This window comes from Bradyrhizobium sp. USDA 4501, from assembly GCF_054062115.1.
In genome coordinates, this window is the sequence record NZ_JBSSEX010000001.1 from 6678718 (window position 1) to 6704540 (window position 25823).

A 25823-nucleotide genomic window follows, 5' to 3' on the forward strand; every position below is an offset into this window, starting at 1 on the left:
CGCCGACGATGGTAAGGTGCAACCGATATCGATTGCCTCCCCATCGACAGAAGCGACCCGATGACCGCTGCCGCCGACGCACTTCGTGACTACGCCCAAAGCATCCTGACCGCCCGTGTCTACGACGTGGCGGTCGAGACGCCGCTCGATCCCATGCCGCGGCTTTCGGAGCGATTGTCGCGTAACGTGTTGCTGAAGCGGGAAGACTTCCAGCCGATCTTCTCGTTCAAGCTTCGCGGCGCCTACAACAAGATCGTCAGGTTGCCGGACGCGCAGCGAAGACAGGGCGTGATCTGCGCGTCGGCCGGCAATCATGCGCAGGGCGTGGCGCTGTCGGCGCGCAAGCTCGGCATTCCGGCGACGATCGTGATGCCGAGGACGACGCCCGCTATCAAGGTCGAGGCCGTCCGGCGCTTGGGCGGTGACGTTGTCCTGCATGGCGATACGTTCGACGACGCGCAAACCAAGGCCAGGGAGATCGAGGCTGCGCGTGGCTTGACCTTTGTGCATCCGTTCGACGATCCCGATGTGATCGCCGGCCAGGGAACGGTCGGGATGGAGATCCTGCGCCAGCATCCCGATCCGATCGAGGCGATCTTCGTGCCGATCGGCGGAGGCGGACTGGCGGCCGGCGTGGCCGCCTTCGTGAAATTCCTCAACCCCTCGATCAAGGTCGTCGGCGTCGAGCCGGCGGACGCTGCGTCGATGGCGGCCGCGCTCGCCAAGGGCAACGTCGTCGCGCTGGATCAGGTCGGACTATTCGCCGACGGCGTCGCCGTCCGCAAGGTGGGAACCGAGACCTTCCGGCTCTGCCGCGACCTGCTCGACGAGGTCGTCACGGTGGACACCGATGCCATGTGCGCCGCCATCAAGGATATCTTCGACGACGTGCGATCGGTTGCCGAACCGTCCGGCGCATTGGCGCTCGCCGGCCTCAAGGCCTACGCCGAGCGCGGCGCACTCAGCGACGGAAGCCTGATTGCCGTCAACAGCGGGGCCAATCTGAATTTCGACCGGCTGCGCACCATTGCCGACCGCGCCGAGGTCGGCGAACATCGCGAGGCGCTGCTTGCCGTGACCGTGCCGGAGAAGCCGGGCAGCTATCGGCACTTCATCCGCATCCTCGGCTCGCGCGCGATCACGGAATTCAACTACCGCTTTGCCGAGACCACCGCGCCGGCGCAACTGTTTGTCGGCATCGCGCTGAGCCGCGGCGAGGCCGAGAAGCGGGAGGTCATGGAGCTGCTTCGGCGCGAAGGCTATCCGATCCTCGATTTGAGCGAGAACGAGATGGCCAAGGACCATGTGCGCTACATGGTGGGCGGTCGCGCTCCGCTGCTCAAGGACGAGGTTCAGCGCGAGCAGCGCGGCGCCGTAGCTTGCTTCGGTCTGCTCGGCGACCGAGACGGGAACGCCGAGAACGCGGTGCCGGATGCTGGTCCAGGCGTCGTTCTTCGCGCCGCCGCCGATGGCGATGACGCGGCGCAGGCGCGGCGCACCGAGCCGCGCCAACTGGCGGTAGGCGAGGGCTTCCACCGACGCGATGCCCTCGAGCAGACCCTGGAAGAAGCGGCAATCTTCCGCAGGACGCGGCGTGACCCGCGCGGCCAACGCTGGATCGGCGATCGGAAAGCGTTCGCCGGGCTTTGGCAGCGGATAGTAGTCGAGCCCGGTCGGCTGGTCCGGCGTCAGCTGCGGTGTCAGCCGCTCCATCTCGGCGGCGGTGAAATGCACCAGCAACGCCGCGCCGCCGGAGTTCGAGGCACCGCCGGCAAGCCAGCGCTCGCCGAGCCGGTGCGAATAGACGCCTTGGTCGGCCGCGAAGATCGGCTGGGTCGCAAGCTGCTTCACCACCAGCGTCGTGCCGAGCGAGGTGACGGCATCGCCCGGCTGGTCGGCGCGCGTCGCGATGAAGGCCGCAACGCCATCGGTGGTGCCGGCGGAGACCTGCGCCGTGAGCGGCAGTCCTAGCGACCGCGCGATCTGCGGATCCATCTCGGAAAATGGCGTCCCCGGCACCAGCACTTCGGGGAGCAGATCGTCGCGCACGCCGAGCTGTTCGAGCCAGGATGGCCAGGCGCGCGCGACCGGGTCGTAGCCGAGCTTCAGCGCGTTGTTCTCGTCGCTGATGCCGTGATGGTTCGCGAGCCGGCCGGCGATCCAGTCCGCCTGGTGAACGGCGTGGCGCGCATCGCCGACATAGCCGTCATTCTGCAGATAGAGCAGCTTGGCGAGCGCGCTGCTCGCGCCATGCGCGCCGCTCTCGCGCGGGGCGACCGCCGCGACGCGCGTCGCCTCACGCGTGGCGCGGGCATCATTGTACATCAGCCCCGGCGAGCAGGGGCGGCCGGTGGCGTCGACCAGCAACAGCGTGCCCGACGTGCCGTCGACGACGATGCGCGTGACGTCGCCGAGAGCGACGGTCTCGCCGAGCTTGCGGATGGCCGCCGTCGCGGCCTGCCACCACAGCTCTGGTGTCTGGTCGATGGCGTTGCCGTCGACGCGCGGTGCAGCCAGCGCGACGGACGCAAAGCCGCGGATGGCGGCCTGCGCATCGATTGCACAAGCGCGCACGCCGCCGGTTCCGACGTCGATGCCGAGATACAGACCTCCCATGCGACCTCATCGCTCTCTGGTGCGCGCGCGACGACGTTGGTTGCGCTGCAGCACGTTTGGGGGATTGACGCCCCGTTCGGCCTCTGCAATTTTTTGCAGTACGTGAAGAAATTTGCAAGCGGACTTTTCCTGATATGGCACCCCCGCCCGACAGGCTGCCGGTGATCGACGGCGAGGCGTCGCTCGCGACGCGCGCAGCGTGGCTGTATTTCGCGGCGGGGCTCACCCAGTCCGAGGTCGCCGACCGCCTCAACATCCAGAGCACCAAGGCGCATCGCCTGATCGCACGCGCCAGCCGCGAGGGCATGATCCGCGTGTTCGTCGAGGGGCCGGTCGCCGAATGCGTCGCGCTCGAGAACGATCTCGCGCAGCGCTTCGGCCTCTCGTTCTGCCGCGTCGCGCCTGATCTCGGCGAGGGCGATCTGCCGCTGAAGGCGCTGGCGCTGGAAGGCGCGAGCTTCCTGCGCCAGATCCTGGAGCGCGGCCAGGACAAGGTGATCGGCTTCGGCCATGGCCGCACGCTCGCGGCGGTCGTGGAGCAGATGCCGCAGACGCCGGCGCGCGACGCGCAATTCGTGTCGCTGCTCGGCGGACTGACGCGGAAATTTGCCGCCAATCCGTTCGATGTGATTCACAAGCTCGCCGAGCGCACCGGCGCGGAAGCCTATCTGCTGCCGGTGCCGGTGTTCGCCAATTCGGTCGCCGACCGCGCCGTGCTGATGCAGCAATTCGGCATCGCCGACGTTTTCGCGCTGGCGCGCAAGGCCTCGCTGCTGTTCGTCGGCATCGGCCAGGTCAGCCGTGACGGCTTCCTGGTGTCGAGCGGCATGATCAAGCCCGACGAGGTCGTCGAGCTGAAGCGTGTCGGCGCCTGCGCGGACCTGCTCGGGCATTTCTTCAGCGCCGACGGAACGGTGCTGGACACCGATCTGTCGGCCCGCGCTACCTCCATGAGCATGCCCGACCTCAGGAAGCACCGGATCGTCGCCATCGCCGGCGGGCCGGCCAAGGTGACCGCGCTGCGCGGCGTGCTGCGCAGCGGCGTTCTGCACGGCCTCATCATCGACGAAGCGACCGCAAAGGCGCTCGCCACCGACAAGCCGGAGACCACATCCGGCAAGACAAGAAGCAAGACCCGGAAGGACACATAAAACAAAGCGTCAACAAGGAGAGGAAATACATGTTCGATCGCGAGAAGAATCTGTTCGACTCCTACGCTGCCAAACGCATCAGCCGCCGCGATCTCCTGGACGGCGCCGCCAAGCTCGGCATCGCGGGGATCGCCGCCAACGCCGCTTTCGCCTCCTCCATGTCGAAGGCGATGGCCGCCGACTTCAACTGGAAGGCCCAGAGCGGCAAGAGCGTCAAGCTGCTGCTCAACAAGCACCCCTATGTCGACGCGATGATCGGCGACATCGAGGCGTTCAAGACGCTCACCGGCATGAACGTCACCTACGACATCTTCCCGGAGGACGTCTATTTCGACAAGGTGACGGCGGCGCTGTCGTCGAAGTCGGACCAGTACGATGCCTTCATGACCGGCGCCTACATGACCTGGACCTATGGTCCGGCGGGCTGGATCGAAGACCTCAACACCTACATCAAGGACCCCGCCAAGACCAATCCGGCCTTCGCCTGGGACGACGTGCTTCCGGGCCTGCGCGCCTCGACCGCGTGGGACGGCGTCGCCGGCTCCGAGCTCGGCACGGGCAAGGCCAAGCAGTGGTGCATCCCCTGGGGCTATGAGCTCAACAACATCACCTACAACCGCAACGTCTTCGACAAGGTCGGCGTCAAGCCGCCGAAGAACCTCGACGAGATGCTGGAGGTCGCGGCCAAGATCACCAAGGACGCCGGCGGTCCCTACGGCGTCGGCGTGCGCGGCTCGCGCTCCTGGGCGACCATCCATCCCGGTTTCCTGTCTGCCTATTCGAACTTCGGCCAGAAGGATTTCGTGATGGAGGGCGGCAAGCTGAAGGCCGCGATGAACACCAAGGCCTCGAAGGATTTCCACGACAAATGGGTCAAGATGATCCAGACCTCGGGCCCGAAAAACTGGTCGACCTACACTTGGTACCAGGTCGGCACCGATCTCGGCGCCGGCGCCTCGGGCATGATCTTCGACGCCGACATCCTCGGCTACTTCATGAACGGCGGCGACAACAAGGAGAAGGGGCATCTTGGCTATGCGCCGTTCGCGGCCAATCCGGCCGCCAAGGCGCCGACCCCGAACGTCTGGATCTGGTCGCTCGCGATGTCGAGCTTCTCCAAGCAGAAGGAGGCGGCCTGGCTGTTCATGCAGTGGGCGGCATCCGTCGAGCACGATCTGTTCGGCGCGCGCAAGATGGACTTCGTCAATCCGGTGCGTGCATCGGTGTGGAAGGACAGCGAATTCCGCGACCGCATCGCGAAATCCTATCCCGGCTATCTCGAGCAGCACGACATGTCGTCGCCCGGCGCCAAGATCTACTTCACGGCGCAGCCGCTGTTCTTCGACCTGACGACGGAATGGGCCGCTTCGCTGCAGAAGATGGTGGCCAAGGAGGTCAGCGTCGACGAAGGGCTCGACAAGCTCGCCGACAGCATCAACCGCCAGCTCAAGCAGGCCGGTCTCGGCTGACGGATCAACTGTGCGGTGCCTGATCCCCCGCACCGCACCCATCCGCCGGCTCGGACCCTTGTCCCATCCGAGCCGGCGGCGTTTGCCAGCCGAACGCGATCTCTTATCATCATGAGCATGGTCCAACTCCTCCAGACGAACGCGCAGGCAGCGCCGGCCAAACCAAGGCCGCGCGTGCGCCTCTTGCCCTATCTGCTCAGCCTGCCGGCGCTGCTCGTCTGCGTGGCGATCCTGGTTCCGTTCGTGACCGCGGCGGTCTACTCGCTGCAGCGCTACCGGCTGAACCTGCCTCATCTGCGCGGCTTCATCGGCGTCGGAAACTACATCGACTTCCTGTCCGACCCGGCGTTCTGGAATACGTTCCGCGTCTCGATCACCTATACTGTGGTCACGGTCGTGCTCGAGCTGCTGCTCGGTCTTGGCATCGCGCTGCTGCTGCGCCGGCCGACCCGCTTCCACAACGCAGTGTCGATCATGCTGCTGCTGCCGCTGATGACGGCGCCGGCGATCGCCGCGCTGATGTGGAAGCTGATGACCAATCCGAGCTTCGGCATCCTGTCCTATCTGGTCGGCCTGTTCGGCGTCACCGATTTCAAATGGGCCTCCGATCCATCGAGTGCGCTGTTCACGGTCGTGCTGGTCGATGTCTGGGTCTACACGCCCTTCATCATGATCCTGCTGCTGGCGGGGCTGCGCTCGCTGCCGCGGCAGCCGTTCGAAGCCGCTGCACTCGACGGCGTGCCGGCGAGCTTCGTGTTCTTCCGCATCACGCTGCCGATGCTGGCGCCCTACATCATCACGGCGTCGCTGTTCCGGCTGCTCGATTCGATCCAGCAGTTCGACATCATCTATGCGATGACGCAGGGCGGGCCGGGTGACCGGCTGATGGTATTCCAGGTGCAGGCCTATCTGGAATTCTTCCAGTACACCAATGTCGGCAGATCGGCGGCGCTGTTGATGATCCTCTGGCTGATCACCAACATCCTGTCGAATATCTTCATCAAGAACTGGTTGCGGTTGCGCGAGCGTGCGCACGGCCACGCGTGACGGGGAGGGGCGCGATGGAACATTCCAGCCTTGCCGGTCGCATCTTCCGCGGCGTGGCGCTCACGCTGATCCTGATTTTCTTCATGTTTCCGATCGTCTGGATCTTCCTGATGTCGTTCCAGACCAACGAGCAGATCCTGCGGATCCCGCCGCGGATCCTGTTCGAGCCGACGCTTGCCAATTACGAGGCGCTGATCTCCGGCCAGCTGCGCACCGCGGCCGGCAATCTGCAGATCTCCTTCATGCGCAACCTCTTCAACAGCGTCGTGCTGTCGAGCGCGGCGGTGCTGCTGGCGCTGCTGCTCGGCGTGCCGGCGGCCTACGCCTTTGCGCGCTTCAAATTCCGCCTCGGCGAGAGCATCGCCTTCACGCTGCTGTCGTTCCGCTTTGCGCCGCCGCTGCTCGTGCTGCTGCCGCTGTCGCTGTACTACCAGGAGCTCGGACTGAACGACACCTATTTCGGGATCGTCTGGGTCTATCAGTTGATCGCGCTGCCGCTGATCCTGTGGATCGTGCGCGGCTATTTCGAGGATATCAGCCCTGATATCGAGCATGCCTACCGACTGGCCGGGCATTCCTGGCGCGAGGCCTTCACCAGGATCGCGGTGCCGCTGGCGGGGCCGGGGATCGCCGCGGCGGGGCTGCTGTCGTTCATCTTCTGCTGGAACAATTTCGTCTTCGCGCTGATCCTGGCCTCCGCCGACAAGCAGCCGGTGACGGTCGGCGCGCTCGCCTTCGTCACCGCGTCAGGTATTCAGTACGGCCAGATCGCGGCGGCGATCGTGCTGTCGGTGACGCCGACCCTGTTGCTCGCGCTCTATGCACAGCGCTACCTGGTCGAGGGTCTCTCGCTCGGCGCGGTGAAAGGCTGATCCAATGGCGCGTCTCGAGATCAACTCGGTGAGCAAAGCATTCGGTGCGGCACGGCCCGCCGACGGATTGTCGCTGGCGGTCGAGCCAGGCGAGATCGTGGCGGTGTTCGGACCGTCCGGCAGCGGCAAGACCGTGCTGCTGCGCATGATCGCGGGCATGTTCGAGCCCGACGACGGCGACATCCTGGTCGGCGGCCGCTCGGTCGTCGGTGCTCCGCCCGAGCGGCGCGGGATCGGCATGGCATTCCAGAACTTTGCCTTGTTCCCGCACATGACCGCCCGCGACAATATCGCAAGCGGCCTGCGCGCCAGGGCCGGCGGCGGCGATGTCGCCGTCCGCGTTGCCGCGATCAGCAGGCTGCTCAAGATCGAGCACGTGCTCGGTCACGCGCCGCGCGAATTGTCGAACGGACAGAAGCAGCGCACGGCGCTGGCGCGGGCGCTGATCGGCAATCCGGATGTGCTGCTGCTGGATGATCCGCTGCGCAATGTCGACGCCAAGCTGCGCTACGAGATGCGGCTCGAGCTCCCGAACCTGCTGCGGCGTGGCACCGCCGCCGTGCTCTACGTCACCCAGGACTATCGCGAGGCGATGGCGATCGCCGACCGCATCGCGGTCTTGATCGACGGCCGGCTCGCGCAGGTCGCGACGCCTGCCGATATCTATGCCCAACCCGCATCGGTCGCGGTCGCGCGCCTGTTCGGCGATCCGACCGTCAACCTCGCGGAAGTCTCGCCAGTAGCGGAGCACGGCATGCTGTCGGCTGACATCGCCGGCGCCAGGATCCGGCTCGGCGCGGCCGATGGCGCAGCACCTGCCGGTGCATGTTGGCTGGGCGTCCGGCCTGAGGATCTCGTGGTCTCGTCTGCATCCACCGACGACGCCATCCCGGCGCGCATTCTCGCGATCACGCCGATGCACGAGAAGGCGGTGCTGCTGCTCCGTCTTGCCGACGGCACGGAGTGGCTGGCGGCGCTACCGCCGGATGCGCCGCAAGGCGCGGCTGACGATGCTATTTTCGTTCGCTTTGCGCCCGACGCCGCGATGCTGTTCGATCGCGCCACCGGGCTGCGGATCGGGGCGTCGCACCGGCTCAAGGCGGCATAGGAGCGAATGGTCATGGACATGCTCGAGCTTCGGGGCATCGACAAGGTCTATCGCAGCCGCGGCAAGGAGCCGGTGCACGCGGTGCGCGCGCTCGACATGGCGGTCGAAAAAGGCGAGATCGTCGCACTGCTGGGATCGTCGGGCTGCGGCAAGACCTCGACATTGCGCATGATCGCAGGCTTCGAGGACGTCTCCGCCGGATCGATCGCGCTCGGCGGGCGGCGGATCCACGAGCTGCCGCCGGCGCGGCGCAAGGTCGCGATGGCGTTCGAGGGCTACTCGCTCTATCCGCCGCTCACGGTCCGCGAGAACATCGCGTTCGCGCTGAAATCTGCCCAGTTGCCGCGAGCCGAGGTGACGCGTCGCGTCGGCGAGATCGCCCGTCTGGTCGAGATCGAGGACATCCTCGACAGCTATCCGCGCGCGATCTCAGGCGGCCAGCAGCAGCGCGTGTCGCTGGCGCGGGCGCTGGTGCGCGACGCCGATCTCTATCTGCTCGATGAGCCAATGGGGCAGCTCGAACCGCAGCTGCGCGCGGTGCTGCGCGGCCGGATCAAGAGCCTGCTTGCCGAGCGCGGCATGACCGCGATCTTCGTCACCCACGACCAGACCGAAGCGAGTGCGCTGGCCGACCGCATCGCTGTCATGGAAGGCGGCCTGCTGCAGCAGTTCGCCAGCGAGAAGGAGCTGAAGGGCCGACCGGCCAATCTGTTCGTTGCAAGCTTCATCGGCGAGCCGCCGATGAACCTGCTCGACGCCGAGGTGACGCGGTCCGATGGTGGCTTCCGTCTGTCGGTCGGAACCGACATGGGTTTCGATATCGCCGGCGCCGGACTCGACGTTGAGGCGGCGAAGACGCTCGCGGCCACGCCGCAGGTGCGGATCGGCATTCGTCCGCAGAAGATCGTGGTCGGGACCGGTGACGTCAGGGTCAAGGTCGTCTCCAACCAGTGGCTCGGCGATCAATCGCATGTCGCCGGCGATTGCGGTGGCCGCATGCTGATCGCGGTCATACCGGGCCGTGTCGCCGCGCGGCCGGGAGAGATCATCTCGTTTGCGCTGGAGCCGCGTCACCTGCACATCTTTGGCAGCGACGGAACCTACATTCGCCATGCGGAGGGAGCGTGACGATGACCGCTTCGGCCAGCCGCGACGTTATCATCGGCATTGACGCCGGCACCTCCCTGATCAAGGCGGTGGCGTTCACGCTGACCGGCGAGCAACTCGCAGATGTCTCGCGGCCGAATGCGTACAGCAGCCTGGCCGGCGGCCATGTCGAGCAGGACATGGCGCAGACCTGGAGCGATACGGTCGCGGTCATTCGTGCGCTGGCGAAGTCCGTGCCTGACCTGTCGGCGCGGATCGCGGCCGTCGCGGTGACCGGGCAGGGCGACGGCACCTGGCTGATCGATGACGACGGCCGGCCGGTCGCGCCGGCGCTGCTGTGGCTCGACTCGCGCGCCGGGCGGCTGGTCGAGGCGATTCGCGGCGGCGAGCACAACGCGATCCTTTACCGTCGAACCGGCTCCGGGCTCAATGCCTGCCAGCAAGGGCCGCAACTGGCGTGGCTGCAGGCCCACATGCCCGACACGATCGCCGGCGCGACCACGGCCTTCCACTGCAAGGACTGGCTTTATTTCCTGCTCACCGGTGAACGCGCAACCGATCCGTCGGAAGCCACGTTCTCCTGCGGCGATTTCCGCAAGCGAGCATTCGACGCAGAGACCGCGCGGTTGATCGGTATCGCCGACCTGACGCGCCTGTTCCCGCCGGTCGTTGACGGCGCGGTCATGACGCATCCGCTGACCGCGGCCGCCGCCATCGAGATCGGCCTGCCGGAAGGTGTGCCGGTCTGCCTCGGCTATGTGGACGTGATCTGCAATGCGCTCGGCGCCGGGCTCTACGATCCGTCACCCGATGTCGGCTGCACCATCATCGGGTCGACCGGCATGCATATGCGGCTGGTACCGAGCGCCGACGCGGTGACACTGAATCGGGAGGCAACCGGCTATACCATGCCGTTCCCCGTGCCCGGTCATTATGCCCAAATGCAGTCCAACATGGCGGCGACGCTGAACATTGACTGGATGCTCGATCTCGCCTGCGACATGCTGGCGGCGGAAGGCGTGACGCGCACGCGCGCCGAACTGATCCGCCGGCTCGACGATCAGGTGCTGCGGGCGAGGCCCGGCGAGGTGCTGTTCCACCCGTTCATCTCCGATGCCGGCGAGCGTGGTCCGTTCGTCGCGCATGAGGCCAGCGCGCAATTCTTCGGCTTGCGGTCGCGCCACCGCTATGGCGACCTGATGCGCGGCGTGATGGAGGGCCTGGCCTTCGCCGCACGGGATTGTTACACGGCGATGGGGTCGCTGCCGCGCGATGTCAGGATCACAGGCGGCGCGGCGAAGAGCCGTGCGCTTGGCGCCATCCTCGGGGCCGCGCTGGATTGCGACGTCCGGATCTGCAGCCGCGCCGAGGCCGGCGCCGCGGGCGCTGCGATGATCGCGGCGGTCGCGATCGATGCCTATCCCGACATGCGCGCCTGCGCCGAGCAGTGGGTCGCGCCGCATCTAAGTGCGCCGCAATCGCCGGACGCTGCGCTGGCGAAGCGCTATGCCAGCATCTTCCCGACCTATCTCGAGGCAAGGCTGGCGTCGCGGCCGGTCTGGAAGCAACTCGCTGCGCTGCGCGCCGGAGGCGATCATGTCTAAGTCCATCGCCATTGTCGGCGACCGCTTCATGCTGCCCTCGGTGTTCGCCGAGCACATCCGGTCAGCCTGCGGCGATGGCCTCGACATTCGCACCCTGGAGCAGCCCTGGCCGGACGAGCCGATGGAACACGGTTACGCCGGCTCGAAGCTCGATGGCTTGAAGGAATTCATGGGGCAGCCCGACGAGATCATCGGCTTCATCGGCGATGCCGAACTGCTCGTCACCCATCTGGCGCCGATCTCGCGGTCGATGCTGGAGCGGCTGCCGAAGCTGAAGTTCATCGCGGTGTCGCGGGGCGGCCCGGTCAACATCGACATGCAGGCGGCGCGCGACCACAACGTGCTGGTGGTCAATACGCCCGGCCGCAATGCGGGTGCGGTCGCGGAGTTCACGATCGGCGCCATTCTGGCCGAGACACGCCTGATCCGCAGTGGTCACGAGGCGCTGCGAGGCGGGGAATGGCGCGGCGATCTCTATCGCGCCGATCGCACCGGGCGCGAGCTCGGCGAGATGACGGTCGGCATTGTCGGCTACGGCGCGATCGGCAGCCGCGTGGTCAAGCTGCTGAAGGCATTCGGCTGCAAGATCCTGGTCGCCGACCCCTATGTCCAGCTCAGCGCGCAGGACCGCAATGACGGCGTCGAGCATGTCGCGCTCGGCGAATTGCTCGGCCGCGCCGACGTCGTCACGCTGCACGCCCGGGTGACGCCGGAGACCACCCGTTTCATCGGGCGCGAGGCGCTGGCACGGATCAAGCCGGGCGCGTTCCTGATCAACACCGCGCGCGGTCCGCTGGTCGACTACGAAGCGCTGCATGATGCGCTGGCATCGGGGCATCTCGGCGGCGCCATGCTCGACACCTTCGCGGTCGAGCCGGTTCCGGCGGACTGGCCGCTGCTGCGACTTCCCAACGTCACGCTGACGCCGCACATCGCCGGCGCCTCCGTGCGTACCGTCACCGTGGCCGCCGGACAGGCGGCCGAAGAGGTTCGTCGCTTCCTGGCCGGCGAGCCGCCACGCAATCCGTGCTGAAGAGAAAGGCAGTTCGTATGACCCGTGAGGAACGACAGTTGCGCGAGGCGATCATCGCCAAGTGCCGGTGGATGAATGCGTCGGGTCTCAACCAGGGGACATCGGGCAACATCTCCGCCCGCTACAAGGACCGGATGCTGATCACGCCGTCGGCGACGCCCTACGATTCGATGAAGCCGGAGATGATCGCCTCGATGCTGCTCGAGGGCGACTATGGTGCGTGGGAGGGGCCGCTGCAGCCGTCCACCGAATGGCGCTTCCATCTCGACATCACGCGCGCCCGGCCCGATGTCGGCGCCATCGTCCATACCCACTCGACCTACGCGACCGTGCTCGCGATCGCGCGCAAGCCGATCCCGGCCTGCCATTACATGATGGCGGCGTTCGGCGGCACCGAAATCCGCTGCGCCGGCTATGCGCGCTACGGCACCAAGGAATTGTCCGATCATGCGATTGCGGCGCTCGAAGGCCGCAATGGCTGCCTGCTCGCCAATCACGGCATGATCGCGCTCGGCGCCAATCTCGACAAGGCGATGTGGCTCGCGGTCGAGCTCGAGACCATCGCGCGTCAGTACTACCTCTCGCTGGCGCTCGATTCGCGCGTCATCCTGACCGACGAGGAGATTGCCGACACCGCGAAGGGGTTCTCCACTTACGGTCTGCAGGCGCCGAAGCCGAACAAGGCCCGCGCGACCGCAAAGGCGGCGCCGCGCCGCGCCGAGAAAAGGCGCAGCAGCAAGCGATGACGGGCACTGCGCCGGTCGCAGGTACGGATCACGGGCTGGTCGATATCGCCATCATCGGTGGCGGCATCAACGGTGCCGGCATCGCCCGCGACGCCGCCGGCCGCGGACTGAAAGTGCTGCTCTGCGAGAAGGATGATTTCGCCGAGGGCACCTCGTCGCGCTCGGGCAAGCTGATCCATGGCGGACTGCGCTATCTCGAATATTACGAGTTCCGCCTGGTGCGCGAGGCGCTGATCGAGCGCGAGGTGCTGCTCGCGTCGGCGCCGCATATCATCTGGCCGATGCGCTTCGTGCTGCCGCATTCGCCGGAGCAGCGGCCGGCGTGGCTGGTCCGCACCGGGCTGTTGCTCTACGACCATCTCGGTGGCCGCAAGCAGTTGCCGGCGAGCCGCAGCCTGGATCTGTCCCACGCTCCGGAGGGCGCGCCGCTGCGTCAGGAGTTCCGGCGAGGCTTCGAATATTCGGACTGCTGGGTCGATGACAGCAGGCTGGTGATCCTCAATTTGATCGATGCCGCACAGAACGGCGCCTGCATCCTGCCGCGCACGCGGGCGGTGCGCGCGCGCCGCGACGGCGAGACCTGGCTGCTCGAAATGCACGGCGACGACGGCACAACGCAGGTCGTGCGGTCGCGCGCGCTGGTCAACGCCGCCGGGCCGTGGGTTCAGGATGTCATCCAGGGCGTGGCGGGCCTGAACTCGGCCCAGAGCGTACGGCTGGTCAAGGGCAGCCATATCGTGGTGCCGAAATTCTGGAGCGGGCCGCAGGCCTATCTGCTGCAGAACAGCGATCGCCGGGTGATCTTCGTCAATCCCTATGAGGACGATCTCGCCTTGATCGGCACCACAGACATTCCCTATCACGGCCGCGCCGAGGACGTCGCGATCGGAGAGGACGAGACCGATTACCTGTTGCAGGTCTTGCGCCGCTATTTCCGAACGCCGCCGCAAGCGGGCGAGATCGTGCACGCGTTCTCCGGGGTCCGGCCGCTCTACGACGACAACGCCGACAATCCGTCGGCCGTGACGCGCGACTATGTGTTCGAGGTTCACGGCGCGCAGGATGTGCCGCCGCTGCTGTCGATCTTCGGCGGCAAGATCACGACCTACCGCCGGCTGGCGGAGCAGGCGCTGCAGCGCCTCGCGCCGTGGTTTCCGAAGCTGTCGTCGGCCTGGACCGCGGATCGGCCGCTGCCGGGTGGCGACATCGGCGGCAGTTTCGATGAATTCGCGAATCGGCTGGCACGCGACTATCCCGATTTGCCGCGAACGCTCATCCATCACTATGCCCGTCTTTATGGGACGCGCGCGCGCCAGCTGCTGGGTCCGGTCCGCAGCGCCGCAGACCTGGGCCGTCATTTCGGCGGCGAGTTCTATGAATGCGAAGCGGCGTATCTCCGCGAGAATGAGTGGGCAAGGCAGCCTGCCGACTTCCTGGACCGGCGCACCAAGCACGGCCTGCACTTGACGCCCGCGCAGCGGGTCGCGTTCGAGAGCTACCTCTAGGACGCGATTTGCGTCCAGGTGCGTCACGCAATCGTTTTCAAATACAGGCTCGGATCGAAATATTTGCTTGCCGGGGTAAAGTCCTTGATGCCGGCATTGGCCATGAAGAAGTCGGTCGATTGCTGCAGCCAGTTGGTGACCGTGCCGTCGGAATACATCCGCTTCCAGTCCCGCGACGAGAACATCTTCTGCGCCTTGAACGATTCGTCGATGTCGGCCATCGGCGTCTGGCTGTAATGGCCCTTCTGCAGCTTTTCCATCGCTTCGGTGCTGTTCGCGATGATGTAGTCATTGGCATCGGCCCAGCCACGGATCAGCTTCGCCAGCGTTTCCTTGTTGGGCTCGTAATAGTCATTGGCCGCGGCCCAGCCGCCGATGATCGCGGCCTTTGGATAATAGGCTGAGGCGTCGGCGAGCTTGACCGCGCCCGGCACCTTGTCGCGAACCGTCACGTTGAAAGGCACCCAGAGCGCGACGGCGGGCACCGCGCCTGAAATGAAGGCGGTTACGGCGGCCGGCATGGTCTGGTTGACGAGTTCGACCGCTTTGGGATCGACCTTGTTCGCGCGCAGCGCGGTGTCCAGGAACACATGCGCGGTGGTGCCGGTCGCGGTTGCGATCCGCTTGCCCTTCAGGTCCTCGAATGACTTGATGCCCTGATCGCCGCGCACCCAGAGCTGTGCGGTCGCGACCTCGATGTCGTTGATGAGGAAGACCTTGCCCTGGCCCCGGGCGGGGAAGTTCGAGAGCACAGCGCCCGTCGCCAGCACGTCGAGGCTGCCGCCGATCAGCGCCTGGAAGATTTCGAGGCCGGTATTGAACTGCCGCAGCTCGAGATCCAGTCCCTGCTTTTCGAAGGAACCGCGGTCCATGCCGGTCCAGATCTGGCCGTCGACGGCAACGGTGTGCAGATAGCCGACACGAACTTTTGTTTTTGCCTGAGCAATCGCAGGGGCTGCGGCGGTGAAGGACCCCAGGGCAAGCCCGGCCGTCGTGGTCAGAAATTGTCGCCGATCCATAGGTCGTCCTCCGCTGTGTTGTTATTCCGAGAATGAGACCGGACGCATCTGCGCCTGCTGGGCGCGATACTCGTCCATCACCAGATGCTTGATATAGCTTCGCAGCTCGCCGAATTCGGGCCGTTCCTGGATCGATTCATCGCGTGGATAGGCGAACGGCACGTCGATGATCTGCCTGATCCGCGCCGGCCGCGCGGTCACGACCACGATGCGGGACGCGAGATAGATCGCCTCCTCCACGGAGTGGGTGATCAGCATGACCGTCTTGCCTTCGGTCTGGAGCACCTTGAGCAGCAGGTTCTGCATGTTGGAACGGGTCTGGGCGTCGAGCGCACCGAACGGCTCGTCCATCAGCAGGAACTGCGGCTTGACCGCGTAAGCCCGCGCGATCGCGAGCCGCTGACGCATGCCGCCGGACAAATGCTTCGGATAGGAGTTGGCGAAGTCGGACAGCCCCATCAGGCCGAGATAGTGATCGCAGATCGAATCGCGCTCACCGGCCGCGACGTGATTGGCTCGGAGCGTCAGGCCGAAAGCGATGTTCTGTTTCACCGTCAGCCACGGGAAGACGCCATATTCCTGGAAGATGACGCCGCGCTCGGGACCGGGACCCGTGACGGGCTGCCCGTCGAACAGCACGCTTCCGGTCGTCGGCTTCTGGAAGCCCGCGAGCATGCTCATCATCGTGGTCTTGCCGCAGCCTGAAGGGCCGATCACCGCGATGAAATCGCCATCGTTGATATCGTAGCTGACATTCTCGACGACGTTGAGGCGTCCCTTCGGGGTCTCGAAGGCAAGCGAAACCTTGTCGAACTGTGCACGCGTGGTCATGCGATGGCCCGATCCTGCCAGACCAGCAACCGGGCGGTGATCTTGCGCAGGATCATGTCCATGATCAGCGCGATCAGGCCGATGCAGATGATGCCGACATAGATGACGTCGAGCAGGAAGTAGGTCGATGCATTCTGGATCATGGCGCCAAGCCCACGCTGGGCCGCGATCAGTTCGGATGCCACCAGCGTCGCCCAGGCCACGCCAAGCGCGACCCGCAGCGCGGTGAGGATGTGCGGAACGGTGAGGGGAATGATCACCTTGCGAAAGATTTCCGCCTGATTGGCGCCGAGCGTCTGCGCCACGCGGATATAGAGCGGGGTGATCTGCGAGACCCCCTCATACATGACGATCACGCCGGAGAAGAACGAGGCGTAGAACAGGATGACGAGCTTTGCGAGCTCGTCGACGCCGAAATAGACGATGACGAGCGGGATCAGCGCGATCGGCGGCAGCGCGCGGAAGAAGTTGATCATAGGGTCGGCGAAGGTGCGGGCCGGGCGATACCATCCGAGCAGAAAGCCGACCGGCACCGCGACCAGAATTCCAAGCGAGACGCCGAAAAAGACGCGCCTGGTCGAGGCGAAGATGTCGATCAGGAGGCCTTCCTTGGTGAGAAGCTCGACGAACTTCGCGGCGACCTGGTGCGGGGCGGGGATCAGCGATGCGTTGACGAAGCCGCTCCAGCGCACGGCATACCAGAGCAGGATCGCACCGACCCACGGTATCAACCCGAGACCAAAGCGTCTCACGCCAGCTCCGTCCATTCGACGCGTCCACCCAGATTGCAGTTGATGTTTGCCCAAGTCATATTATAAATAGGATGACCATACAAGCGCCGCTTTGGTCATAGGCGCCGCAGGTTTCCGCGCATGACACCGCCGCCTTTCACCATCCGGAGCGTCCAGGCCTTTGGCTTTCGCTATCCTCTGACGACACCGGTCATCACCTCGTTCGGGCGGATGGGGGACCGGCCTGCCGTGTTCGTTCGGGTCGAGGACACGGACGGTTACGTGGGCTGGGGCGAGGTCTGGTGCAACTTTCCCGCGCCGGGCGCCGAGCATCGTGTTCGGCTGGTCAATGAGGTCCTGGCACCGGCGCTTGTCGGATTCAGGGCAAGCGAACCTGGTGCCGCATTCGAGCGGCTGACGCAGGGAACTTCGGTGCTCGCGTTGCAATCCGGCGAAGCGGGCCCATTCGCGCAGTCGATCGCCGGCATCGATCTCGCCGTCTGGGATCTCCATGCGCGCCGCCGGAACGTAGCGTTGTGGAAACTGCTCGGCGGATCGCGGAAGCGGATAAAAGTCTACGCCAGCGGCATCAATCCGGTCGGATCGGAGCGAGCGGCGGAAGCAGCGCTCGGCCGCGGCTATCGCGCCTTGAAGCTGAAGATCGGCTTCGATCCGGCAGGCGACCAGGCCAATCTCGCCGCGCTGCGCCGCGTCGTCGGCGATGGCATGCTTGCGGCCGACGTCAACCAGGGTTGGACCATCGCGCAGGCGCTCGAGCACGCGCCGCAGCTGGAGCCGTTCGGCCTTGCCTGGCTCGAGGAGCCGATCCGCGCGGACCGTCCGCGGCAGGAATGGAAGCAGCTGCACGAGACGATCCGTTTTCCGCTCGCGGCCGGTGAGAACATCGCGAGCTACGCCGGCTTTGCCGAGGTGCTGAGCGAGCCGGTTCTCGGTGTCGTCCAGCCTGACATCGCCAAGTGGGGCGGGCTTTCGGCTTGCGCCGGCATCGCCCGCGACATCCTGACGTCAGGCAAGATGTTCTGTCCGCACTATCTCGGCGCCGGCATCGGCCTGTTGGCGTCGGCGCATCTGCTGGCGGGCGTCGGCGGCGAGGGATTGCTGGAGGTCGACAGCAACGAGAACCCGCTGCGGGATCAATTCTGCGGCCCCGTGCTTCACGTCAGCGATGGAATGATCGAGCTCGGCGACGAGGCGGGTCTCGGCATTGCGCCCGATCTTGCCTCGATCGAACAATACCGGACCGCGTGATGTCGGGGCTTGGCTACGATTACATCATCGTCGGTGCGGGGTCGGCCGGCTGTGTGGTCGCAAACAGACTGTCGGCCGATCCTGCCTGCCGCGTGTTGTTGCTCGAAGCCGGCGGATCGGACCGGAATTTCTGGCTCAAGCTGCCGGTCGGGTATTACCGGACCATCTACGACGAGCGCTTCTCGCGCCTGTTCAAGACCGAGCCGTCGGAAGGAAGCGGCGGCCGCGCCATCGTCTGGCCGCGTGGCCGCGTGCTCGGCGGATCGTCGTCGATCAACGGCCTGATCTTCATCCGCGGCCAGCACGAGGATTTTGACGACTGGGAACGTCTCGGCGCCGACGGCTGGAACTATCGCGACGTCCTGCCCTATTTCCGGCGCTACGAGCGCTATCGCGGCGGCGAGAGCCAGTATCACGGCGGCCTCGGTGAGTTCGAGGTCTCCGACCTCCGGAACGACAATCCGGCGTCGAGGGCCTGGGTGGAGGCGGGCGTGCAGTTCGGGCTGCCGCGCAATCCCGACTTCAACGGCGCGACGACGCTCGGAGTCGGTTCCTATCAGCTTGGCATCGGGCGGCATTGGCGGACCAGCTCGGCATCCGCCTTTCTTCGACCGATTACCGACCGGCGCAACCTCACCATCATGACGCATGCGCAGGTGAGCAAATTCACTTTCAACGGCCGCGTCGCGACCGGCGTCGAGTGGATCAGCAAAGGGCAGGTTCATCGCGCGACAGCCGATCGCGAGGTGATCCTGTCGGGCGGCGCGCTGCAATCGCCGCAGATCCTCCAGCTTTCCGGGATCGGTCCGGCCGACCTGCTTCGCAAGCACGGCATTGCCGTCGTCACCGACTCGCCCGAAGTCGGCTCCAATCTGCAGGACCACTACCAGGCGCGGCTGATCGTGCGCCTGAAGGAGCGGATCTCGCTCAATGACCAGGTCCGCCATCCTGTCGAACTCGCGAAGATGGGGTTGCAATGGATGCTGGCCGGGCGAGGGCCGTTGACGGTGGGGGCGGGACAGGTGGGCGGAGCGGCCTGTACCGAATATGCGGTCGGCGGCCGTCCCGACGTGCAGTTCAACGTGATGCCGCTCTCCGTCGACAAGCCCGGCGAACCCCTCCACAGCTATTCCGGCTTCACGGCCTCGGTCTGGCAATGCCACGGCCGGTCGCGCGGACAGCTCGCGATCCGCTCGGCCGATCCGTTCGAGCAGCCGCTGATCGCGCCCAATTATTTCGCCGAGGAGATCGACCGCAAGACCATTGTTGCCGGCCTGAAGATCTTGCGCGAGATCTATCAGCAAAAGGCGTTCCGCCCGCTCTGGGACGTCGAAATGGTGCCGGGCGAGGCCGCAAGTAACGATGCCGGGCTGTGGGAGTTTGCGCGCAACACCGGCGGCACGGTGTTTCACTGCGTGGGCACCTGCCGCATGGGCAGCGACGAGCGGGCAGTACTCGATCCGCAGCTGCGGGTGCGCGGCGTCGAGCGGCTGCGCGTGATCGACGCCTCGGTGATGCCGCAGATCACCTCGGCCAACACCAATGCGACCAGCCTGATGATCGGGGAACGCGGTGCAGCCCTTGTCATGCCGTGATTGGGCCGCTTGATTTCCGGAGGGCGAGATGGAATTGAGTTCCGACAGTCACGTCCCCAAATACGCGCAGATTGCCGATATCTTTCGCCAGCGGATTGCGCGCGGTGTCTGGAGTCAAGGTTTTCGCCTGCCGGCCAACGAGGATCTGGCGGCCGAGTTCGGCGTCTCGCGCGTTACCATCAGGCAGGCCGTCGAACTGCTCGCCCGCGACGGTGTCATCGAGGCGCAGCAGGGCCGCGGCACCTTCGTCACCGGGACTGTGCGACAGGACCGCTGGCTCAAGGTCGAGACCACACTGTCCGATCTCGCGGACATGTACCGCGACACCTCGCCGGAGATCATCAACATCTCGGAAAGCCGGAGCGACGCGCCGTTGCTTCCCGAAGACGGCAAGCCGGCCGAGAAATATGTCTTCATGCGCCGTCTGCACTCGCGCCAGAAGCAGCCTTATTGCGTCATTTCCATCTATCTCGATGAGAAGATCTTTCGCAGGTCTCCCAAGCGCTTTCGCAACGAGACGGTGATCCCGATCCTCAACGATCTCAGGGATCCGGCGATCGCCAGCGCCCGCCAGACATTGACCATCGGAACCGCGGACATCGAGGCGGCGCGGCTGCTGCGCGTGCCTTTGAATTCGCCGGTCGCCGAAGTCCGCCGTGTCTTCACGGCGAGCGATCGCACCGTGATCTATCTCGGTGAAGTCACCTATCGCGGCGATTTTGTGCGGATCGATATGGATCTAAGGCCATAGCGCGCAAGCATCACCGCGAAAACAGCTCCTGGTTCCGGCGTTCGAGCTCTTCCCCATAGGTGCGCAGCACATGGGATTCGCTTAAGGTGCCAATCGTGACGCGATGGTCGGCACGGTCGATGACCGCGAGGACGTCGGCTTCGCTCCGTTCAAAGGCCTTCAGGATCTCGCGAACCGACGTGCTCGGAAGCAGGTATTCATCCTGCTGCTGGGCCAGCGACCCGAGCGGATCGTCGTCCCGATTGGTGACGGAATGCAGCGTCGCCGCCGCGACGATGCCGGCATAGCTGCCGTTCGGATCGCGCAGCACGACCTGTCGGACCTGCGCCGGCGAGAACAGCTTCTGCGCCTCGCCGATCGGCATGGTCGTCAGCGCATTCTCGAAGTCGGCGCGCATCAGGGAGGCCGCGCTCATCTGACGGACCCAGCCGATGTCCTGCGGACCGCGGATCACCTCGCCGCGCAGGTGGAAGCGCCATGTCGCAAAACTGTAGCCGAACAACTCGCGGACGATGAGCGCGCAGACCGATGATGCGACCACCGCCCCGACGGTCACGGAGAAATCGCCAGTGATTTCGAGCGCGAGACAAACCATGCTGAACGGTGCGCCCAGTACGCCGGTTCCGAGTGCGGCGAGAGCCGCGATGGCGGCGGTGCCGGGCTGAAGCGCGAGCGTGGGGAAGGGGCCGGTCAGCACGACGCTGTAGAGCTGCCCGATCAGCGCGCCGAGCAGCAGCGAGGCGAAGAACAGTCCGCCGCGAAAGCCGGAGCCGAGCGAGACGGCCGATGCCAGGATCTTGAGCACGATGGTCGTCGTGAGCAGGAGCCAGCTCGGATTGCTGACCAGCAGGATTTGCATTGCGCCGTGGCCGGCGCCGAGCACGGTCGGCGTCAGCAGGGCGAGGCCGCCGAGCAGCAGGCCGCCGAGGATCGGGCGCACGAAGCCGCTGAAAAGCGTGACCCGCTGAAAGCAACGTTCGGAAAATGCGACCGCGAGCATGACGAGGATGCTGACGAATGCGCAAATGATGCCGATCAGCACGGTCTGTCCGATCATCTCGACGGACACGGGCGATGGGAAGCCCGGCACCATCAGAAAGGACTGATGCGTCAACCCCCGCGCCACCAGCCAGGCCGTGACGGCGCTGGCGATGACGGGCACGAGGGCGGCCGAGGTGTAGGCTCCCAGCACGACCTCGAAGGCATAGAAGGCGCCGGCCAGTGGAGCCGAAAAGGCTGCGCTGATCGCCCCCGCCGCGCCGCAGGCCACCAACAGCCGCATGTCGTTGCGGCGGGCGGCGAGGCGCTGGCCGACATGGGAGCCAAACATCGAGCAGATCTGCGTGTATCCCGCTTCCAGTCCGACCGATCCGCCGAACCCGTTGGACAGCAGAGTCTGGATCGAGATCAGCAGGCTGCCGCGGAACGACACCCGGCCGCCATAGAGCGCGTTGGCTTCGATCGCGTCAGCGAGCTGCTGTCCCTTGACGCGCCGCGCGAAGTACAGCCCGATCAGCGCCAGGACCAGGCCGCCAACTGCCGGGATCAGCAGCGTGCGCTGCCAGGAAATCACGCCGGTGGCGCTCAGATGTGCGTCGAGGGGAATGTCGAACAGCAGCGCGTGCGAAGCCTGGCTGAGGCCCGAGATCGCGGCAACGAGGACGCCGCTCAGCAACCCGACGACAATGCCGACCAGCACGAGGCCGGTCTCGCGATTGCGCACGAAATTGCGCAAGAACTGCGGCAACAGACGGGTGCCGGGAGCAGGGGCCGGCTTCGCGGCATTTGTCGCCAGCGTCATCCTATGCCGAATCCCGCAGCTGCCCGGTGCGCACGACACGGAAGCCGGTCGTGCCCGACGAGCCGACCGGCGCGTTCGGGTTTCGCGCTGCGAAGCGGTGGCGGCTGCCGTGGGACTCGAGGCAGGATTCACCGCGCGTCGAGCGGTTCGGTGCAGGCTCGCGATTCAAGGGGACTCCCGACGGTGCGAGGCGGTCCTCGTACCATTCCCAAACATTTCCGGCGACATTATGCAGGCCGTATCCGTTGGTTTCCTGGCTCATCCGGCAAGAAACCCGCCATCCACCGCGACGACGGTGCCGGTCGCATATTGTGATGCCGGCATGCAGAGGAATGCGACGGCTCCCGCAATGTCCTCCGGCTGACCCCAGCGCTTGAACGCGGTGCGGTCGGCGATGCGCTGATAGTGCGCGCGATCGGTGCGGCCGGCCGCATTGATCGCCGTTTCGATATAGCCGGGCGCAACCGCATTGACCCGGATGCCTTGCTCGGCCCATGCCAACGCGAGCGCCTTGGTCAGCATCACGACACCGCCCTTGCTGGCGCAATAAGCCGGGATTCGCGGCAGCGCCAAGGTCGCGTTCATCGAGGCAAGATTGACGATCGAGCCCTTGCTCTCGGTGAGAAGCGGGCGGAACGCCATGCAGGTTCGAAAAGTGCCCGTGAGATTGACGTCGAGCACCTTCATGAAGGTCTCGATCTCGTATTCCTTGTCGCGGGCGAGGATTCCCGCGCAGTTGACCAGCGCATCGACGCGCTTTTGCTGTCGGGCAAAAGAAGCGACAGCGTCGTCGTTCGTGACGTCGAGCGTCGCGAGTGTGAGGCCGGCGCGCGATTTCAGCAAAGTGCGCGCCAGATCGGTCTCGTTGGCCGCCGTTGCGGTCACTGTCGCGCCGAGGTCGCAAAACTGATTGCTGATTGCGGCGCCAATGTCGCCGGCGCCGCCGATCACCACGGCATGGAAGTCGGACGCAAGAGAGAAGTTTGAGCGCATTGGAGGGGTCTCGCTTCAGGATTTGAGAGGGGGAGCCGTCGATTCACGGACCACCAGGGAGAAGTCGATCTCGCGATGCATGATGGTCTGCTCGCCGGCGAGGCTGCGCACCAGATATTCCCCGGCGCGCTGCCAGGTTTCTCCGGTCGGTACGTGGATCGTGGTCAGGCTCGGCCGCAAGTGGCGGCTCCAGTCGAGATCGTCGAAGCCGACCACCGACAGGTCACGCGGCACCGAAAATCCATCGCGCTCCGCCTCGAGCAACACGCCGTAGGCGATCACATCGTTGCCGCAGACGACGGCGGTCGGACGATCCTTCAGGTTGAGGAGATAGCGGGCCGCTTCGCGCGCGTCATCCAGCGTGTAGGGCACCTCGACATGCCATTGCGGCGGAAGCTCCAGGCCGTTCTCGGTGAGCGCGCGGCGAAAGCCGGCGACGCGAGCGCTGGCGCGGTCGTTGTTGCGCTGGAGCGCCGAGACGATCCCGATGCGGCGGTGGCCAAGCTCGATGACATGCGCAGCGGCGCGATGGGCGGCCGCTTCGTTGTTGGTTCCGACGCACGGGTGGGGTCGATCAGGCTGGTAGATGCCGACATTGATGAAGGGAACCGCGTTGTCCGCAAGCAACTTGCGCAGTCCCTCGTGATGGCAATCACCGCGCAGCACAAGTCCATCGACGCCGCGGCTGATCAAATTGCGCGCTTGCTGCAATTCGACGTCGAGATCGTAGCCGCTCGTGGTGAGAAACAGCATGTATCCGACCGAGGAGAGATACTGCTGCAGCGAGGCGATGCCGCGCGCGAACATCGTGTTGTCGATGGTCGGAACGATCGCGCCAAGCGTGCGCGAGCGCCGTGACGACAGGATGCGCGCCGGCGCATGCGGAATGTAGCCGAGCGCGTCGATGGCCTGTTCGATGCGCGCCCGCAGGGAAGGGCTCACCGCATCGGGATTGTTGAGCGCGCGCGACACCGAGGCCGTTGAGACGCCGGCACGGGCTGCGACGGCGCGGATGCCCTGTTTCACGGATTTGGCGTTGGTCAATCGTATCAATGTAACGTTACATTCGATGAGGCAAACCGCGTGGTAGCGGTAATCTCGTAAATTTGCCGCAGAATATCCGGTTTGTCCATTGCTTGACACAACCGATGTGAGGTCTAGATTGTAACCGTTTTCAAGCCTCGTTCAAAATGGCCCCAGCTTAAGGCGGCCAGCCGGGAGGAGAGTTCGATGAAGGTCAGGATGCTCGCGACGCACGTCGCGTTGCCCGTTCTCGCGCTTGTCGCCGTCAGCGCGCAGGCTGATGCGGCCGATTTCGACTGGATGAAGTTCAAGGGCAGGACCGTCACCTTTCTCGCCAATAACAATCCGGTCGCGCAGGCACTGCTGACCTACAAGGCCGATTTCGAGAAGCTGACCGGCATGACCCTGAAGGTCGACGGCTATCAGGAACAACAGATGCGCCAGCGTCTGGTCACCGTCATGAATGCGAACAGCGACGAGGTCGACGTGTTCATGACGCTGCCTTCGCGCGAGGGCGAGCAGTTCGCCGCGGCCGGCTGGTACGGCGATCTCACTGCGATGGCCAAGAACGAGGTGGCCAAGGAATACGACCCGGCCGGGTTGAGCCAGGCCCTGCTCAAGGCCGCGACCTTCGGCGGCAAGCTGACCAGCATGCCGATGAACATCGAAGGTCCGATCTTCTATTACCGCACCGACATCTTCAAGAAGTGCGGCATTGAGGCGCCGAAGACCATCAAGGATGTCGAGGCGGCGGCCGAGAAGATCAAGACCTGCGACAGCGCTGTCACGCCCTTTGTCTCGCGTGGCCTCAAGCCCGCGGTCGCCTACACCTTCAGCAACATGCTGCACAACGTCGGAGGCAGCTACATCGCAGGCGGCAAGTCGAACCTCTGCTCGGCCAAGGGCAAGGAAGCACTCGACACCTATAGCCGGCTGCTGCGCGACTTCGGTCCGCCGGGTGTGGTCAACTACAGCTTCCAGCAGATTTCGGCGCTCTACCGCAGCGGCCGCGCCGCGATGGCATTCGAATCCTCGAATGAGTTGCGCACGGTGATGGAGGGCGGCGCGCGCCTGAAGGACACCGGCCTGTTGCCGTTCCCGGCAGGCAAGGCCGGCCAGGTGCCGACCACGATCGGCTGGGGCATGGCGGTGTCTTCGCACAGCAAGCAGCCGGACGCGGCCTGGTACTTCGTGCAGTGGGCAACCAGCCCCGAGGTGCAGAAGAAAATGGCGCTCCAGGGCATTGCCCCGCCGCGGCCGTCGGTTGCCAAGGATCCTGAGTACCGCAAATGGATCGACGAAGAACCCGTCCGCAAGGAATGGCAGGCTGCGCTCGATGTGCTGGCCACGAAGGGCTCCTCCGAGGTCGGCTATCCCATCATCGCCAATCCGGAATCGCGCGAGTTCATCGGCCAGGCCGTGCAGGACCTGATCTTGAAGCAGAAGCCGATCGACCAGGCCTGTGCCGATGCCGACAAGGCGCTCGATGCGCTGATCGCCCAGAAGTAACCGCTTGATGCCGGCAGGCTTATGCCTGCCGGCGCCTCACTCT

21 protein-coding genes and 2 pseudogenes are annotated in these 25823 nt (G+C 65.4%); 15 read left to right on the forward strand and 8 right to left on the reverse strand.

Translation table 11 applies throughout. From position 1 onward, the window contains the following. Window positions 1–60: 60 nt before the first annotated feature. Window positions 61–1350 (forward strand): annotated as a pseudogene (gene ilvA / locus ACVWZM_RS30740) (threonine ammonia-lyase, biosynthetic); the annotation flags it as partial. Between the two features lie 3 nt (window positions 1351–1353). On the opposite strand, the pseudogene ACVWZM_RS30745 reads toward ilvA, so the two are convergent. Then, window positions 1354–2616 (reverse strand): annotated as a pseudogene (locus tag ACVWZM_RS30745) (FGGY-family carbohydrate kinase); the annotation flags it as partial. Window positions 2617–2750: 134 nt separating this feature from the next. On the opposite strand from ACVWZM_RS30745, the gene ACVWZM_RS30750 reads away from it, so the two are divergent. The 10 genes from ACVWZM_RS30750 to ACVWZM_RS30795 all read left to right on the forward strand — a co-directional run bounded on the left by ACVWZM_RS30750 (window position 2751) and on the right by ACVWZM_RS30795 (window position 14258). Beyond that, entirely contained in the window at window positions 2751–3767 is a 1017-nt protein-coding gene (locus tag ACVWZM_RS30750; RefSeq protein WP_076823802.1) for a sugar-binding transcriptional regulator, read from the forward strand. A gap of 29 nt (window positions 3768–3796) precedes the next feature. After that, entirely contained in the window at window positions 3797–5236 is a 1440-nt protein-coding gene (locus tag ACVWZM_RS30755; RefSeq protein ID WP_057021038.1) for an extracellular solute-binding protein, read from the forward strand. Window positions 5237–5353: 117 nt separating this feature from the next. Next, a complete protein-coding gene (locus tag ACVWZM_RS30760) occupies window positions 5354–6283 on the forward strand; it encodes a carbohydrate ABC transporter permease (RefSeq protein ID WP_194295301.1) in 930 nt (309 codons plus the stop codon). Window positions 6284–6297: 14 nt separating this feature from the next. Next, window positions 6298–7155: a carbohydrate ABC transporter permease gene (locus ACVWZM_RS30765; protein WP_018273209.1), complete on the forward strand. Its 858-nt coding sequence runs from the start codon at window positions 6298–6300 to the stop codon at window positions 7153–7155. A gap of 4 nt (window positions 7156–7159) precedes the next feature. After that, window positions 7160–8263 carry an ABC transporter ATP-binding protein gene (locus tag ACVWZM_RS30770; protein WP_076823807.1) on the forward strand — a complete coding sequence of 368 codons (1104 nt, stop codon included), beginning with the start codon at window positions 7160–7162 and terminating at the stop codon, window positions 8261–8263. 12 nt (window positions 8264–8275) lie between these two features. Then, on the forward strand, window positions 8276–9391 hold the full coding sequence (locus tag ACVWZM_RS30775; RefSeq protein WP_371852070.1) for an ABC transporter ATP-binding protein: 1116 nt from the start codon (window positions 8276–8278) through the stop codon (window positions 9389–9391). 2 nt (window positions 9392–9393) lie between these two features. Further along, window positions 9394–10974 carry an FGGY-family carbohydrate kinase gene (locus tag ACVWZM_RS30780; RefSeq protein ID WP_076823813.1) on the forward strand — a complete coding sequence of 527 codons (1581 nt, stop codon included), beginning with the start codon at window positions 9394–9396 and terminating at the stop codon, window positions 10972–10974. Next, window positions 10967–12007, forward strand: a complete 1041-nt coding sequence (locus ACVWZM_RS30785) for a 2-hydroxyacid dehydrogenase (RefSeq protein WP_076823817.1) — start codon at window positions 10967–10969, stop codon at window positions 12005–12007. The genes ACVWZM_RS30780 and ACVWZM_RS30785 overlap by 8 nt, the downstream gene beginning before the upstream one ends. Window positions 12008–12024: 17 nt before the next feature. Further along, complete coding sequence (locus ACVWZM_RS30790) at window positions 12025–12753, forward strand: class II aldolase/adducin family protein (protein ID WP_076823820.1); 729 nt, start codon at window positions 12025–12027, stop codon at window positions 12751–12753. Then, window positions 12750–14258, forward strand: coding sequence for a glycerol-3-phosphate dehydrogenase (locus ACVWZM_RS30795; RefSeq protein WP_076823824.1), 1509 nt, complete (start codon window positions 12750–12752; stop codon window positions 14256–14258). Before ACVWZM_RS30790 ends, ACVWZM_RS30795 begins: the two co-directional genes overlap by 4 nt. 23 nt (window positions 14259–14281) lie before the next feature. Here ACVWZM_RS30795 and ACVWZM_RS30800 read toward each other — a convergent pair whose 3' ends face one another. Genes ACVWZM_RS30800 through ACVWZM_RS30810 form a run of 3 tightly spaced genes read right to left on the reverse strand, consistent with a single transcriptional unit; the run spans window position 14282 to window position 16860 of the window. After that, a complete protein-coding gene (locus ACVWZM_RS30800; RefSeq protein WP_057021030.1) occupies window positions 14282–15277 on the reverse strand; it encodes an ABC transporter substrate-binding protein in 996 nt (331 codons plus the stop codon). Between the two features lie 21 nt (window positions 15278–15298). Then, window positions 15299–16108, reverse strand: a complete 810-nt coding sequence (locus ACVWZM_RS30805) for an ABC transporter ATP-binding protein (RefSeq protein ID WP_076823827.1) — start codon at window positions 16106–16108, stop codon at window positions 15299–15301. Further along, entirely contained in the window at window positions 16105–16860 is a 756-nt protein-coding gene (locus tag ACVWZM_RS30810) for an ABC transporter permease (RefSeq protein ID WP_225163506.1), read from the reverse strand. Before ACVWZM_RS30810 ends, ACVWZM_RS30805 begins: the two co-directional genes overlap by 4 nt. A 120-nt stretch (window positions 16861–16980) precedes the next feature. Here ACVWZM_RS30810 and ACVWZM_RS30815 point away from each other — a divergent pair, with 120 nt between their 5' ends. From ACVWZM_RS30815 to ACVWZM_RS30825, 3 genes are read left to right on the forward strand one after another with little or no spacing between them, the layout of a single operon-like run. After that, window positions 16981–18108 (forward strand): mandelate racemase/muconate lactonizing enzyme family protein, encoded by a 1128-nt coding sequence (locus ACVWZM_RS30815; protein ID WP_076823831.1) that lies wholly within the window; start codon window positions 16981–16983, stop codon window positions 18106–18108. Next, window positions 18108–19703: a GMC family oxidoreductase gene (locus ACVWZM_RS30820; protein ID WP_253625745.1), complete on the forward strand. Its 1596-nt coding sequence runs from the start codon at window positions 18108–18110 to the stop codon at window positions 19701–19703. The genes ACVWZM_RS30815 and ACVWZM_RS30820 overlap by 1 nt, the downstream gene beginning before the upstream one ends. Window positions 19704–19731: 28 nt before the next feature. Beyond that, window positions 19732–20454 carry a GntR family transcriptional regulator gene (locus ACVWZM_RS30825; protein WP_028335658.1) on the forward strand — a complete coding sequence of 241 codons (723 nt, stop codon included), beginning with the start codon at window positions 19732–19734 and terminating at the stop codon, window positions 20452–20454. A 10-nt stretch (window positions 20455–20464) separates the two neighbouring features. Here ACVWZM_RS30825 and ACVWZM_RS30830 read toward each other — a convergent pair whose 3' ends face one another. From ACVWZM_RS30830 to ACVWZM_RS30845, 4 genes are read right to left on the reverse strand one after another with little or no spacing between them, the layout of a single operon-like run. After that, entirely contained in the window at window positions 20465–22255 is a 1791-nt protein-coding gene (locus ACVWZM_RS30830) for a chloride channel protein (protein WP_076823840.1), read from the reverse strand. A 1-nt stretch (window position 22256) separates the two neighbouring features. Then, entirely contained in the window at window positions 22257–22517 is a 261-nt protein-coding gene (locus tag ACVWZM_RS30835) for an SUMF1/EgtB/PvdO family nonheme iron enzyme (protein WP_057021025.1), read from the reverse strand. Beyond that, window positions 22514–23248, reverse strand: coding sequence for an SDR family NAD(P)-dependent oxidoreductase (locus tag ACVWZM_RS30840; protein ID WP_057021024.1), 735 nt, complete (start codon window positions 23246–23248; stop codon window positions 22514–22516). The genes ACVWZM_RS30835 and ACVWZM_RS30840 overlap by 4 nt, the downstream gene beginning before the upstream one ends. 15 nt (window positions 23249–23263) lie before the next feature. After that, window positions 23264–24298 carry a LacI family DNA-binding transcriptional regulator gene (locus tag ACVWZM_RS30845; RefSeq protein ID WP_057021071.1) on the reverse strand — a complete coding sequence of 345 codons (1035 nt, stop codon included), beginning with the start codon at window positions 24296–24298 and terminating at the stop codon, window positions 23264–23266. Between the two features lie 180 nt (window positions 24299–24478). Here ACVWZM_RS30845 and ACVWZM_RS30850 point away from each other — a divergent pair, with 180 nt between their 5' ends. Then, a complete protein-coding gene (locus ACVWZM_RS30850) occupies window positions 24479–25780 on the forward strand; it encodes an extracellular solute-binding protein (RefSeq protein WP_456855507.1) in 1302 nt (433 codons plus the stop codon). The last annotated feature ends 43 nt before the right edge of the window (window positions 25781–25823 follow it).

Coding starts and splice junctions, on each gene's coding strand:
- ACVWZM_RS30840 (WP_057021024.1), bottom strand. CDS start 23,248: ATGCGCTCAAACTTCTCTCTTGCGTCCGACTTCCATGCCGTGGTGATC.
- ACVWZM_RS30755 (WP_057021038.1), top strand. CDS start 3,797: ATGTTCGATCGCGAGAAGAATCTGTTCGACTCCTACGCTGCCAAACGC.
- ACVWZM_RS30805 (WP_076823827.1), bottom strand. CDS start 16,108: ATGACCACGCGTGCACAGTTCGACAAGGTTTCGCTTGCCTTCGAGACC.
- ACVWZM_RS30765 (WP_018273209.1), top strand. CDS start 6,298: ATGGAACATTCCAGCCTTGCCGGTCGCATCTTCCGCGGCGTGGCGCTC.
- ACVWZM_RS30800 (WP_057021030.1), bottom strand. CDS start 15,277: ATGGATCGGCGACAATTTCTGACCACGACGGCCGGGCTTGCCCTGGGG.
- ACVWZM_RS30795 (WP_076823824.1), top strand. CDS start 12,750: ATGACGGGCACTGCGCCGGTCGCAGGTACGGATCACGGGCTGGTCGAT.
- ACVWZM_RS30780 (WP_076823813.1), top strand. CDS start 9,394: ATGACCGCTTCGGCCAGCCGCGACGTTATCATCGGCATTGACGCCGGC.
- ACVWZM_RS30775 (WP_371852070.1), top strand. CDS start 8,276: ATGGACATGCTCGAGCTTCGGGGCATCGACAAGGTCTATCGCAGCCGC.
- ACVWZM_RS30825 (WP_028335658.1), top strand. CDS start 19,732: ATGGAATTGAGTTCCGACAGTCACGTCCCCAAATACGCGCAGATTGCC.
- ACVWZM_RS30770 (WP_076823807.1), top strand. CDS start 7,160: ATGGCGCGTCTCGAGATCAACTCGGTGAGCAAAGCATTCGGTGCGGCA.
- ACVWZM_RS30760 (WP_194295301.1), top strand. CDS start 5,354: ATGGTCCAACTCCTCCAGACGAACGCGCAGGCAGCGCCGGCCAAACCA.
- ACVWZM_RS30785 (WP_076823817.1), top strand. CDS start 10,967: ATGTCTAAGTCCATCGCCATTGTCGGCGACCGCTTCATGCTGCCCTCG.
- ACVWZM_RS30835 (WP_057021025.1), bottom strand. CDS start 22,517: ATGAGCCAGGAAACCAACGGATACGGCCTGCATAATGTCGCCGGAAAT.
- ACVWZM_RS30830 (WP_076823840.1), bottom strand. CDS start 22,255: ATGACGCTGGCGACAAATGCCGCGAAGCCGGCCCCTGCTCCCGGCACC.
- ACVWZM_RS30820 (WP_253625745.1), top strand. CDS start 18,108: ATGTCGGGGCTTGGCTACGATTACATCATCGTCGGTGCGGGGTCGGCC.
- ACVWZM_RS30750 (WP_076823802.1), top strand. CDS start 2,751: ATGGCACCCCCGCCCGACAGGCTGCCGGTGATCGACGGCGAGGCGTCG.
- ACVWZM_RS30790 (WP_076823820.1), top strand. CDS start 12,025: ATGACCCGTGAGGAACGACAGTTGCGCGAGGCGATCATCGCCAAGTGC.
- ACVWZM_RS30815 (WP_076823831.1), top strand. CDS start 16,981: ATGACACCGCCGCCTTTCACCATCCGGAGCGTCCAGGCCTTTGGCTTT.
- ACVWZM_RS30850 (WP_456855507.1), top strand. CDS start 24,479: ATGAAGGTCAGGATGCTCGCGACGCACGTCGCGTTGCCCGTTCTCGCG.